The 13,329-nt window shown below is 38.0% G+C and carries 12 protein-coding genes; 1 reads left to right on the top strand and 11 read right to left on the bottom strand.

The features are described 5' to 3' along the window. Nucleotides 1-116 precede the first annotated feature (116 nt). The 5 genes from BK574_RS20605 to BK574_RS20585 all read right to left on the bottom strand — a co-directional run bounded on the left by BK574_RS20605 (nucleotide 117) and on the right by BK574_RS20585 (nucleotide 5,325). Nucleotides 117-335 (bottom strand): DUF2198 family protein, encoded by a 219-nt coding sequence (locus BK574_RS20605; RefSeq protein ID WP_075386960.1) that lies wholly within the window; start codon nucleotides 333-335, stop codon nucleotides 117-119. Between the two features lie 363 nt (nucleotides 336-698). After that, nucleotides 699-1,898 carry a PDZ domain-containing protein gene (locus BK574_RS20600; protein WP_075386959.1) on the bottom strand — a complete coding sequence of 400 codons (1,200 nt, stop codon included), beginning with the start codon at nucleotides 1,896-1,898 and terminating at the stop codon, nucleotides 699-701. A 98-nt stretch (nucleotides 1,899-1,996) separates the two neighbouring features. After that, on the bottom strand, nucleotides 1,997-3,460 hold the full coding sequence (locus tag BK574_RS20595; protein ID WP_075386958.1) for a S41 family peptidase: 1,464 nt from the start codon (nucleotides 3,458-3,460) through the stop codon (nucleotides 1,997-1,999). A gap of 779 nt (nucleotides 3,461-4,239) precedes the next feature. After that, nucleotides 4,240-4,896: a nitroreductase family protein gene (locus BK574_RS20590; RefSeq protein WP_078429912.1), complete on the bottom strand. Its 657-nt coding sequence runs from the start codon at nucleotides 4,894-4,896 to the stop codon at nucleotides 4,240-4,242. A 36-nt stretch (nucleotides 4,897-4,932) separates the two neighbouring features. Next, complete coding sequence (locus tag BK574_RS20585) at nucleotides 4,933-5,325, bottom strand: DoxX family protein (protein ID WP_078429911.1); 393 nt, start codon at nucleotides 5,323-5,325, stop codon at nucleotides 4,933-4,935. A gap of 184 nt (nucleotides 5,326-5,509) precedes the next feature. On the opposite strand from BK574_RS20585, the gene BK574_RS20580 reads away from it, so the two are divergent. Next, the gene (locus tag BK574_RS20580; RefSeq protein WP_078429910.1) at nucleotides 5,510-5,836 is read left to right on the top strand and encodes a winged helix-turn-helix transcriptional regulator; all 327 of its coding nucleotides are present in this window, start codon (nucleotides 5,510-5,512) and stop codon (nucleotides 5,834-5,836) included. A gap of 116 nt (nucleotides 5,837-5,952) precedes the next feature. Here BK574_RS20580 and BK574_RS20575 read toward each other — a convergent pair whose 3' ends face one another. From BK574_RS20575 to BK574_RS20545, 6 genes are all read right to left on the bottom strand, one after another. After that, on the bottom strand, nucleotides 5,953-7,275 hold the full coding sequence (locus BK574_RS20575; RefSeq protein ID WP_078429909.1) for a murein hydrolase activator EnvC family protein: 1,323 nt from the start codon (nucleotides 7,273-7,275) through the stop codon (nucleotides 5,953-5,955). A gap of 39 nt (nucleotides 7,276-7,314) precedes the next feature. Further along, a complete protein-coding gene (ftsX, locus tag BK574_RS20570; protein ID WP_078429908.1) occupies nucleotides 7,315-8,208 on the bottom strand; it encodes a permease-like cell division protein FtsX in 894 nt (297 codons plus the stop codon). Then, complete coding sequence (gene ftsE, locus BK574_RS20565) at nucleotides 8,198-8,884, bottom strand: cell division ATP-binding protein FtsE (RefSeq protein ID WP_078429907.1); 687 nt, start codon at nucleotides 8,882-8,884, stop codon at nucleotides 8,198-8,200. Before ftsE ends, ftsX begins: the two co-directional genes overlap by 11 nt. Before the next feature lie 734 nt (nucleotides 8,885-9,618). Beyond that, nucleotides 9,619-10,962 (bottom strand): RNA-guided endonuclease TnpB family protein, encoded by a 1,344-nt coding sequence (locus tag BK574_RS20555; protein WP_078429906.1) that lies wholly within the window; start codon nucleotides 10,960-10,962, stop codon nucleotides 9,619-9,621. Between the two features lie 1,015 nt (nucleotides 10,963-11,977). After that, entirely contained in the window at nucleotides 11,978-12,343 is a 366-nt protein-coding gene (locus tag BK574_RS20550; RefSeq protein ID WP_078429905.1) for a c-type cytochrome, read from the bottom strand. Between the two features lie 75 nt (nucleotides 12,344-12,418). Continuing rightward, nucleotides 12,419-13,288: a YitT family protein gene (locus tag BK574_RS20545; RefSeq protein WP_078430931.1), complete on the bottom strand. Its 870-nt coding sequence runs from the start codon at nucleotides 13,286-13,288 to the stop codon at nucleotides 12,419-12,421. Between the last annotated feature and the right edge of the window lie 41 nt (nucleotides 13,289-13,329).

Genomic DNA, 13,329 nt, shown 5'->3' with positions numbered 1-13,329 from the left:
GAAATACGTTAAGTTATTTTGAGGAATTTTTTTGATGTCAATATTAGTGTATCGATTTGAAAGTATCGTGCAGATACTTCGAAAAGCTGTAGAGAGACAATCTCCCTACAGCTATTTCAACCACTTCGTTTTCTCATTTGCATTGAAATTCTAAGTCCTGCCAAAAAAGAAATAATCGCTAATGTAATGGGAATTGATGACATATGATGAATTTGTACCGCGAAAATCATAATCATGAGCGTGACAATCATTGCACCTATAACACTATAAGCTATTCTAGTTCCTACAACCATTAATAAGACAGGTAATCCAATTGCTAAAAAAATATTTACCATATGCTTCCCCTTTCGATACCGTAATTTTTAGTGTAATTCTAATTATAGATACTACCCTCTCGTCTTAGACCAACGAAAAAGCTTATTCTAATTTTTTACTTGTCATACAGATCTCTCTCTATCACTTACTTGGTTACTAACTTACGAGATAAAGTAAAACTTTCATCCGTGAGGGTTTTCTTCTTCCCCCACTTATCCTTGTTTGATTCCTCCAAGTCTTGAAGTGGGGCGCTTACTGCAGTTTGATGCGAGCTAAACCACCAATCTTGGCGAAACTTGGTGTTTTTTCTGTTTTATTCGCTAAGGATAAAAAACGATTCAGCCATCAAAGATAGCTGAATCATGTTAAAGTCTACGATCGGTTTAAATGACCGAGTTTTGTAATTCATATTCTGCTTTTAATAGGAGTACACCCAGTTGATGATGTTGTCCATCATAGAGCGCTGTTTGCGCAAAGCGAATTTCACCATTTTCATCTTTGACTTCTAACTTACAAAAAGCTGAATTTCTTTGCAGTGCATCATAGAATTGGATTTGATCATTCACTTTTTGGCCATTCACTTTTACAATCATTTCACCGACTTGCAATTGAAGTTTCGCTGCAGGAGAACGCGGGATCACCCCTAGGACCATGACTCCTGCTGGTTGTGGCGTAAAGTATTCTGTTTTCCGTTCATCTTGTTTCTTGAAACGAACCCAAAGTAATTCTCGTCCAACTATCGCCGCACCTGCAACGCCAAGAGCGGCAATTGGATAAAAATACGCAGCGATACTTAATAAACTCATAACGACCCCTAGTAAAATGACACTCGTTCCGATTTTTTTAATAAAAGGAACAGGCATTGAACTTTTGATTAACTGATGAAAGCCGACGAGAAACGGCACAAGGATAATCGAATACGTTCCTTGTTCCCCAATCGTTAGTACTGGCCAAAAGTCCATACTTGGCAGGACGCCATTAGGTAACAGTAGAAACACTGGAACAAACCATAATCGCTTCGATTCGTGTCCCCCGATGAGTTTTCCTCGTTTACTATGCAGATATTTCGGTGACGTATTTTTATGACCATTCGTTCGAATGAGAACTCCTTCACCGATAAGAAGTAACGCCATTAAAAGGACCGCATAGACAACCAGGGTTTCACTAAAAGCAAAAGATAGATCGCCCAACAGTGGTGCAGATATCGTCCAAGGTTTAAACATAAATAAAATCAGTACAAACAAAACAATAGGAATCACATAAGATGGCGTAATCCATCTTACTTGAGTAGTAACAACAGTTACAAGATAGATGAGCGTTACGAGAATTAAAAACTCTTTGGATACCACAATGCCTAACCCAATCGCAACTAGTGAAATCAGTACGCCTGTAACAATCCCAGGCACTAACGAAATGACTGTTTCATCAATAAAATTATAAACTTTTGTATGGAAATCTTTCCGCTCACGTTTTACTCGCGCAATTCCAATCAAAAGCATTGTGAAAAAACCAATATAAAATAGCGGATGTAAAAAAACATAGCCAATCCCTTGTAGTAATGCAATGAACCAATCGATAATCATTTTCCTAGTCCTTCCTCTTGATGGTGAAGAAAAAAGTACATGTGTAGCCTTACTTGCTACACATGTACTTCGACAACAGCCTATTCATTTCCTGCTTTTTACGATTCACTTTGTTTAATGATTAACTCAATAGCAGCTTGAAGTTGATGGTCATTTTTTTCATCACGGACTGCTTCAACAATAGCTTCATGTATAGCAGAGGCAGTATCTTCATCAATGACGCCTGTAGCCTCTAAATTGTTTGTATTTTGAAAAGCCATTACAGCTTTCTCCGTTTGCTTGCTAAAATAACCATCGGTACGATCAGGTTCAAAACCTAAACCTTTTAACATATGCTGCGCACTTCTTACTTGCTCGTTCAGCATATCATGAGTTAAATCTTCTTTAACATGTAACGGTGGTAAATAGAAAAACTCAGGTTGAGATACTTTCACAGTCGGCTCAACGCCCACTTCGTTAATAAAGTTTCCATCTGACGTTAACCACTTAAAAAGAGAGAGCTTAATTTCACTTCCATCTCCTAATTTCAGCGCTTGTTGAACTGTTCCTTTACCGAACGTTGTCTCTCCAACCAAATCATAGTTCCCTGCTTCCTTCAAGGCACCTGCAATAATTTCAGACGCTGATGCACTTCCGTTATCAATCAGACCAATGATCGGATAGTCTTTCTCTTCTTCTAATGAAGAAATATATCTGACTTTTTCTCCGTCTCGATTTTCGATTTGGACGATCGGTTTTCCTCCTGGGATCACCAATTTCCCAATCTCTTCAGCAACATTTAAAAGTCCACCTGGATTTCCACGAACATCAATAATAAGACCGTCGATTCCTTGTTGTTCTAATGCTAACAGTTCTCGTTCAAAACGTTCTGAAGTATCATTCGAAAATGATGTAATTTCTAACACACCGATTGTTTTATCTTTGTGATCCATCGTTTTTACACGAACCGTTTCATGGGGAATAACGTCACGTTTAACCGAAATCTCAATGAGTTCCGAGCTTGTTGGTCGATCAATCGTCAACACAACATTCGTTCCTTTTTCACCACGGATTTTTAAAACAGCATCATATAATGTAAGTCCTTCAATATTTTCTCCGTCAATTTCAACAATACGGTCTTTTGGCATTATACCAGCTTTTTCAGCAGGCGAATCCCGGATTGGTGACACGATTGTAACTTGTCCGTTCGTCATACTTACTTCTGCACCAATTCCTTCAAAATGTGAATCGAGTGCTTCCATAAATTGTGAAGCGGCTTCTTCATCCATATACACTGAATACGGATCTTCTAGTGCATTCACCATTCCTGCTATTGCACCTTCTAGTAGCACTTTCTCATCGACTTCATCAACATAACGTTCGGTGATTAGTTCCATAGCACTTAAAAACTTCGTAACAGCATCAAGATCTTCCTTTGCATCGACTGTTTCTGCTAACACAGGTTGCTTATCATCGCCTACTTGATTATCTAGCCCATTAAGAAACACATACGTCCCACTTGCACCGATTAATAGTGAGATAATGATAGCAAACGCTAGTGTTTTTCCTCGAATATTGTTCATGCTCTCCACCTCTCTTGCAGAAAAGGCACTACATCCAATAGATGCAATGCCCTACTATTCATATAGTTAGTATATGTTAGCCTGTACAATTTATGATTTTTCCTATTTACTACTATACTACAAGCTGAGTCGAGAATAAAGTGAACCTTCTGTAACTAAACAAACTTGTATTAATTATAGGGTGAACTGAGTTTTGGAGTCTTGAATTTAGTTTTTTTTAAGAGAAACTTCCATCAGGGATGGGTTTTCCTTTTCCCTTACTGATGGTTAGTTGAGGCCCACACGATGTGGGTCACACAGACGTTGCCACATGACGTGGCGCATTTAGTCTGTGTTCATTTTGTTACTGGCAGTTTATCCCCCACTTATCCTTCTTTAATTCCTAAAAGTCCTGAAGTGCGGGTATTACTGCCAGTTGTTGCGGGATAAAATAAACAGCCTACCTTTTTTAAAGGTAGGCCATTGTTTAGCAGAGTTTAGTACTATTTAAATTGAGACAAGCTTATTAGGGAGGACGTCTCAGTTCAACACGGCTTATCGACGATTTTTACATGGCATAGTCGTGTTAATATGTTAGGTCATTCATTGCCGCTTACTTTTTGTCTTGCGTTTTAATCTTTAAATGCGAACCATCGCAATTTCCTTTAGCGTCTTGCGTGTTTCCACATGCACATTTCCCCATTTCATTCACCTCCTTCAATTACTTAAGAATGATCAATGATTCGGTTAAATGTACAACTGTATTTTTATCGAACGTTTAGTGGCGTTGACTCAATTTTTTATTTAAATACTTTCATACGCTCTTCTATTGGTTGAAATTCTTTTGCTCCAGCTGGTGTAGTCGGCTTACCAAATGGCATTTGCGCCGCTAGCTTCCAAGTCGTTGGAATACCCCACTGTTGTTTTACTTCTTCATCAATTAGTGGGTTGTAATGTTGCAAGTTTACTCCAAAGCCTTCTAATTCTAACGAAGTCCAAACAACATATTGAAGCATTCCATTTCCTTCACTCGACCACACTGGAAATTTATCTTCATATAATGGAAATTGCTCTTGTAAAGACTCAATAATACTTTGTTCTTCAAAAAAAAGAATAGTTCCGTATCCACTTCTAAAAGCGTCCATTTTTCCTTGCGTATCTGCAAAGTCATTTTCAGGAACAATTTTTTTCAACGTTTCTGTCGTTATATCCCATAATTTATCATGATGTTCCCCTAGTAATACAACAACTCTTTGTGTTTGTGCGTTGAATGCTGAAGGAGTGTGCTTAACCGCATACTCGATCACTTCTTGAATTCTAGCATCAGAAACTACTGCTTCTTTACTAATACCATAGATCGAACGTCTTGCTTCCACTGCTGAATAAAAATCTGTTGCATGATTGCCACCGTTTGCTTCTGCAGATGACTCTCCAAAAAATTTAGTTAATAATCCCATTAAAAACACCTCTTATACAATATTTGAGTTTCTCGTTTATTCTTGTTTAGAAGAGAAAATTACATTATCTACTGCATACGCTGATTTATTCGTAATTGCTAGATAAATAGACATTGCTAAAAATGCTAAGTCCAATTCATATCCATCTAAAAACCCTACTGAAAATTTAAATGTGAATACGGCTCCAACCATAATAATAGCTATTAAGATAGAAACCACTCTTGTCCCAATTCCTAAAACGAGGGCAATCCCACCAACTAGCTCTATTAAAGCAACCACATAAGCTAGAAAACCAGGGATCCCTAGGCTTTCAAAAAATCCAGCAATATTCCCAATCCCCGCTTGGAATTTATCTAACCCATGAATGAAAAACGAAAGACCTAAAACTACCCTTAAAATAAATGCACCTACTTCGTGCTTTTTTAACATGTGCTCCACTCCTTTAGTTTCTATATTTATGATTGATATATTGTAAGTTTAGTTATTAACTTACTTTATGTAAGTAAGTATATTTTAATAATTCACCTGTGTCAAGTAACTTATTTATAAAAAGTAATATTGTTATCGTTTTTTAATTTTTATGGTATGATAAACGTATTAGGAGTGATTGAATATGAACAAATCTCAACTCTGTCCTAGATTTGAAGAAGCTATGGGTATTTTAAGTAAGCGTTGGACTGGCTTGATTATTTATCAATTACTTTCAGGTCAACAACGGTTTTGCACGATCGAATCAGCCATAGGCATTAGTGGAAGACTTCTTTCAGAGAGATTGAAAGAATTGGAAAGTCAAGGAATTGTTAAACGTGAAATTTTCCCAGAAACTCCTGTTCGAATTGAATATTCATTGACCGAAAAAGGCTTATCTTTAGAACCACTTATGCAGGAAATCGAAAAGTGGTCGCAAACATGGATTAACATGGACGAAACAACCAAGTAATAACGAAAACCCGATTGTAATTTATACAATCGGGTTTTACTTATGATCCTCACAAAAAGCGTGCTAATCACTCATTCATGATTAACACGCTTCTTGTATTTATTAATAGGATGAAACTATTGGATATAGTTCATCGGGTTCACCGAATTGGACTTAGCGTTATTCCATGGACCAGCATGAACTTCAAAATGTAAGTGAGGACCTGTTGCTGTTCCCGTTGCTCCCACTGTACCGATCGATTGACCACGACTGACACGTTGTCCATTCGAGACCGACATCGAATTCATATGAGCATAAAGAGTCGTCAATACTTGTCCATTTACATTATGTGAAATCATAACCGTATTTCCATAGCCATTCATATACCTAGCAGCAATCACCGTTCCAGCTTCCGAAGCATAAATTGGTGTTCCTGTACTAGCCGCTATATCAATCCCGTGGTGCATTCTTCCTCCACCATGAACAGGATGAATTCGCATACCGTAAGAAGAGGAAACTCGTCCATTTACTGGACGCATCAAGACGCCACTTCCACTTGAAGGAGCAGACTCCACTGTAGAGGTAGAAGTTGGAGTACTACTACGACTTGGCTGTTGGTTTTGTTGTTGCTCTTGTTTTTGTCTTTCTAATTCACGTTGCTTTTCTAACTCTTTTTGTCTTTCTCGCTCTTTCCAAGCTTCTAGCTCTTCTTGCATCGCTCTTTCTTGTTGAGCTAAAACTTGATCTTCATCGTCAATTTTACCAAGATGAGCATGAATTTCTTCACCTTGTTCAATGAGTTTTTGCATCATACGATCTTTTTCTTTCTTTTGTTGTTCTAGATGGGCCATTAACCGTTCAAGTTCTACAAGGTGACCTTCTAATTTAATTAACTGTTCTTCGATTTCTGCTTTTGCTTCTTCTAGTAATCTATGATCTTCTAAATGTGCTTCTAAGATACTTCGGTCTTGCTGAGCAATCATAGAAAGAGCACTTAAACGATCAAGAAAATCTCCAAAGCTCTTCGCACCTAGGATAACTTCAAGGTAATTGACACTCCCACCATTTTGGTACATCGAACGGGCTCTATCTTTTAATAGTTCATCACGTTCCTCGATTCGCTTTTCGATGATGACAATCTCTTCTTGTAACAGCTCGATTTCTTCACGAACTTCTTCAATTTCTGCCTGTTTTTGATTGATTTTTTTATCCGTGTCAGCAACTTCCGTATCTATCTTACGAATGTCAGCACTGATTTGATTTTGTTCCGCCTCAACTTTTTTCAATTCCGCTGCTTTCTGTTCAGCTTCTTTTTGCACTTCTTGGCGTTCATCTTGAATATCTTTTAGTTTATTTTCTATTGTCGAATTTGCTCGAACTGAATCATATCCAACTCCAGTAAATATCGTACTTGCAGATATAATGAACGCTAGTAAGACTAAAGTACTCCTTCGCCTCATCCAACAGTCCTCCTCGTCCTTAATCGTTTGTTATTTTCTTTAAGCTTTTAAAAATTTTCGTACGCTCATCATACTTCCCCAAACGCCAATAAACGCGCCGATAACTAGGAGTATACCTGCCACTTGATAGATAGCTGGGAAAACAGGAATGAGTTCAAAAAACATAACTTCAAGTCTAGTACTCATAATCTCATAGAAATAAGAATATCCTGTAATTAGTAGGATAATAGGGATCAAAGCTCCGATTACACCAATTAACAAGCCTTCAACAAAGAATGGCCAGCGAATAAACCCATTAGTTGCTCCTACTAATCTCATAATCGTAATTTCTGGTTTTCTAGCAACGATTGTCATTTTTATCGTGTTAGAAATAAGGAACATAGCCGTAAACATCATACCTGCAATTAAAACAATACCAAACGTACGCATAAAATCAGTCACTGCAAATAGTCGATCCACGACATCTTTACCAAAATTAACGGTATCTACACTAGGAAGTACCTCAATTTCAGCAGCAACCATTTCTGTTAACTGAGGTGTTTCTGCTCTTACAACAAATTTATCATTAAATGGATTTTCCGAACGCAACCCTTCAAACACAGGTGCCATTTCGTCCATACTGTCGATAAACTGATCAAGTCCTGCATCACGGTCAACATACTCGACATTTTCAACATACTGCACATCTTCTATTTCTTGTCTCAACTCTTCTTGTTGCTCTTCATCAGCTGTTAAATCAATATAAACATGGATTTCAACATCCTCTTCCACTGTTGAAGCGAGATGATTCATATTAAGTATTAACAAAAGAAAAATCCCTACTAGAAAGAGCATAATCGTAACGGCACTTATTGAAGCGAAGGACATCCAACCATTTCGGCCAATGTTTTTAAAGCCTTCTTTACCGTGTCGAGTAAGGGTTCTAAATTTCATATCCGTAGTTCCCCCTTATTTCATCGCGAACAACTCTTCCGCCCTCAATAGCAATTACACGTTTTTTAATCGTATTTACAATTTCTTTATTGTGCGTAGCCATAACGATCGTCGTTCCTCGATTATTAATTTCCTCTAAAGTGTCCATAATTTCCCAAGCTGTATCTGGATCAAGGTTACCCGTAGGCTCGTCCGCAATTAAAACGTTCGGACTATTGACGATAGCACGCGCAATCGCTACCCGTTGTTGTTCTCCACCTGATAGTTCACCAGGAAGAAACCGAGCTTTATTTTTTAACTTGACGATTTCCAATACGTTCATTACTTTTCGCTTAATGGTCGCCGGATTTTCTTCAATTACTTCTAACGCAAACGCTACGTTTTCATACACTGATAGTTTAGGTAATAGTTTAAAGTCCTGAAAAACAACACCAATGTTTCGACGAAAAATCGGAACTTGTCTATTTTTTAACTTGGCAAGGTTTGTACCATTAATAGAAATATCACCTTTTGTTGGTTTTTCTTCACGATACATCATTTTAATAAAAGTCGATTTCCCCGCACCACTAGGACCTACTACATATACAAACTCGCCTTTACCTATCGATATATCAATCCCGTTAATAGCACTAACACCATTAGGATACGTTTTCCAAACATCTTTCATATCTATCAACACAATCACTTCCTACATCTGGTTGAGTTTCGCTTCAATTCTTTTTTTCATTAAAATAAAAGTCAATCATTTTTATGAAGGACTCCACTAGCTGTTATTCTATGAGGATTGCTGTTGAACCTTAAATGACAACCTCACTTTATGTCGTTTTTTCTCATCTCATACATTATAACACCATTATTTTTACATAGGTGTTGATTTTTATTACAATTTTATTTCAATTCGAAGGGGGTCACTGTAAAGTTTAACGGTTATTTCTAGTTAATTGGAAAATGTAGGGGATAATGTTCATAGCTGTTAGCGCGAAAAACCATTCTATGTGATGCATTTTTTGTAGTATATAGTACCCTGGATGTAAATTATGTTACATTCTAGTAAAAATCCTGATCTTACTATTTTGCAGTATTGTGAAAATTGACTCTCTTTTATAAGGTCAACGTACCCCCACTGAGAACCTTGTGGTTCCTATTTCAGTGGGGACTTGGGTTTGCTACTCAGGTCTCCTCGTTATGACGATTTGACGCTCTGAATAGCGAGTGTCATTAAGCACTCCCCAAACACTGTTTTTGGTTGGTACTGGCGACGATCTATCGTTTTCCCACTTGCACCACCCTTCCGAAAAAGAGCAATTCTTCCTTACGGAAGAAACCACCACTCAGATTACTCTGGCGTGTGCTACAAGCCCCGACAAGTCGAGTACACATGGATGGTTGACGCACCCACTAAACTATGCGCTAAGCAACAGTTTTACGTTTTTGTACTTCCAATTTGATTGGAGTTTTGACTTTAAGATTTCCATCCAATTCTACGACTTCTGATTTACGCAAAATATTCAATGCCCCGTTGATGTCAGCGTGGATACATGGTCCAGTTTTACTTTGATACTGACCACGATGTATACGTTTACCACTGAATAAGTAGTTCGTCTTATCGTCCTTCGACCAAACAGGGATAGTGTCTCTATCTAAGAAACTAGCTTTTGATGTATAGCTTTCTTCTTGTTTTTTGAAACGAATGCCTTCTTTCAGGCATTTGTTTTCGATGGCAGAAATCAGTTTATGAAATGGAATTTGAACAAATTGTTGATTGTTCTTTTTGCCCATATCGGACTCTTGTTTCCAACCAGCGTTATACCCAATAACAATGGTGTCGATGTTTAGCTGTTTGACTTTTTTAAACAATAAGCCTACGGCTTGTGAGATATAACCATTGATTTGACTACTTCTTTTGTTCCAAAGTTTTGCTATACGGTTGGTTACAACACGTTTTGATATTCCGTTTTCGATATTTTTTTCTTGCAGCTCACTTATCGTTTTGTTGAAATATTGGTTGATAGACTTTATCTTTTTACCATCCATCAAGAACGTATCGCCATGATTTGTTGCACAACTCATCAAGTAGTCTACACCTAAATCGCAACTCAAAGCATTCATCGTTGTCGTTGGTTGTTTCTTCATTTGAGCGACTTGCATTTCATATGTGTAATGCACCTCAAAGAACCGACCTTTTTGCTTTGGCACTATTTCAATGTATGAGATTTTCTTGTTTAACAAATTTTTAGGCATACGAATTTTAATCGAACCAAAATGTTTTCTAAATTCAACGTTCATCGGAATTGACCAGTACCCGTCTTTATCTACTTTTGGAACTTGGTAGATTTCGATAATGCGTTTCTCAGTAGTGGAAGAATACTTCGGAAATTGTGGACGACCAGTGAAAGCATCTGAGTTCGTCTTCCATTTTTTTAGCGCCTCAAAAAAGCTCTTCACGTCCGAATACAACGTTCGGCGAATCGCTTGAACGGAGTTCGATTGAACACCCCAATAGTTAACATCTGCCTTCATTGCAGCGTCTACTTCTTTTGTGGACGCCATCTTATTGTGAATTAAGTAATTTTGTTTCAACGTGTACAATCCCACATTACGTAACGCCTTAGAACTGTGAGACATGCGTTGAAGCAGACAAAATTCTTTAGCCGTAAGGCTACCACGTCCAATATTCTGTTTCTGAGTGAAACGTTGAATATTTTCGGTTTTCTTTTGTTTACGCAATACTTTAATGGGTTTCTTTCTAGCCATTGTGTTCACCACCTTTCTCATCAATTCAATAGATTAATCTACTATTGATTATATCATTAAACAGAAGAATAAGCGAACATTAGTTCTCTTTAAAGTTAGGAAAATTATTTAAAAATAATCATTAAAATGTCCCTCATGTCATAGTACGGAATCTATACCAAACGCCCTTTTACGTACTGTTGAAGAATTCAAGTCACTGTTTCCAGACAAAAAAATCACCACTAACGCCATCCATGAGTGGTGCCAGATCATCCCTTCAAAGGAAACAATAAAGAAAGTACTCGCAAGCAACTATAAACATGTCGGTTATGGGAAACATGGGGGTGGGAATGGGATTTGGTAGGGATTCGAGTGGGAATTGATAGGTATTTTGAGGTCAAATTTGGTTGTTTAGAAATATAGGTTTCCAAATAGTGTAGTGGATTTAATGTGAGCTAACTTTGGTTTTAGATGCTTTTCATTACAGTTTGTGGAAGGAATTCAATCTAAATTCTCTTTTAGGCGCTTTTACTTACAGTTTGTGGAAGATATTCGACCTATATTCTCTTTTAGACGCTTCTACTTCCAGTTTATGGAAGTTATTCATCCTAAATTCTCTTTTAGACGCTTTCGCTTCCAGTTTGTGAAGCGACTCAACCTAAATTCTCTTTTAAATGCTTCCACTTCCAGTTTGTGGAAGCTATTCAACCTAAATTCTCTTTTAAATGCTTCCACTTACAGTTTGTGGAAGCTATTCAACCTAAGTTCTCTTTTAGATGCTTTCACTTACAGTTTGTGGAAGCTATTCATCCTAAGTTCTCTTTTAGATGCTTCCGCTTACAGTTTGTGGAAGCTATTCATCCTAAGTTCTCTTTTAGATGCTTTTTCTACCAGTTTGTGGTTCTCTTTTAGGTGCTTTCACTCAATTAGTGGAAGCATCTAAACTTCTCTCCCCAGTTAATGGAAGACATCCACCAAAACACGAAAAAGACCTCCCACAACATCTGAGAAGTCCTTTAGGCATTATCGATTATTTTTATTGTTCAGCTAACCATGCAGCTAGGTTTTCCGCCTCAGCGCCTTCAACAATGTTTGGTTGCATTGGGCCAGCTCCTTCAGCTAACACATGTACGATTTCATCGTATGTGTACGCTCCATCCGTTAACTTAGGACCTACACCACCTTCAAGGTTCCCACCGTGACAGCTCATACATTTCGCTTGGTACGTCGCTTCGGCTTCTTGTGCATCATATGTAGCACCTGCAGTTTCTTCTGCACCTTCTTCAGCTGGTACTTCTTCAGCTGGTGTTTCTTCAGCTGGTGCTGGCTCTTCAGCACCGCCACCACATGCTCCTAACACTAAAATAGACGCCCCTGTTAATGCTATTAAAAATTTCTTCAAAGCAAAGACCTCCTCACTTAGCATATTTTGTAAATATATCCAATCAGATATACCTACGCTGTAATTATAACTCAATCATTGGTTTTTAAAACCCTCACCAAGTACCTCGGTAGCATTGGTGACAACAACAAATGCAGATGGGTCAGCGCTTTTCACTATTTGTTTCAATTTTGTGACTTCCGTTTGGTGAACAACACACATGAGAACAGGGCGCTTTTCATTCGTGTAGCCGCCATAACCGGACAGTTTCGTGACCCCACGATCCACATCTCTTAATATACTTTCCCTCACTTCTTCTTGTTTATTCGAAATAATTAAGGCAACTTTTGCGTAACCGACTCCCATCTGCACTAAATCGATCGTTTTCCCTGTGACAAATAAAGCGATCAACGCATAAAGAGCTAATTCGATATTAAAAACAATCGCAGAAGTGGCGACAATGAGTCCATCTAAAATAAACACACACGCGCCAAGAGAAAGCCCCGTATATTTATTAATGATTTGTGCGGCTAAGTCCGTTCCACCCGTACTTGCGGCAGCCCGAAATACAATTCCGAGTCCTAGACCGACACCAATTCCACCAAACAACGCACCCAGTAGTGGATCAGTTGTAGCTGGCTCCATATGTCGCGTCAAAAAAACGACGTAAGGTAAAAAAAGTGTACCAATTAATGTCTTAACTCCATACTTCATTCCACCGAGCAACCAGATGCCTAAAATAAATAACGGGATATTAAAAGCCCATTGCGTAAAGGCAGGCTCAATTCCAAAAACATCATAGACAATCGTACTAATCCCACTTACTCCACCTGAAGCAATTCGGTTCGGAAGGAGGAACAAATTAAAGGCGATTGCTACGATCGCAGATCCCAATAGGATTTGTCCATACTCTAGCACTTTACTAAGCAATGGAGGCAATTCATTATTATTTCTTCGTTTTGTCATCATCATCATATGTCTACACTCACTTTTATCGTGAAGTATGT

Origin of the sequence: Alkalihalobacterium alkalinitrilicum (genome assembly GCF_002019605.1) — a bacterium.
In the GTDB taxonomy this organism is placed as follows: Bacteria; Bacillota; Bacilli; order Bacillales; family Bacillaceae_F; genus Alkalihalobacterium; species Alkalihalobacterium alkalinitrilicum.
The sequence above is the reverse complement of the archived record's forward strand: the minus strand, read 5'-3'. Positions and strand labels throughout refer to the sequence as shown.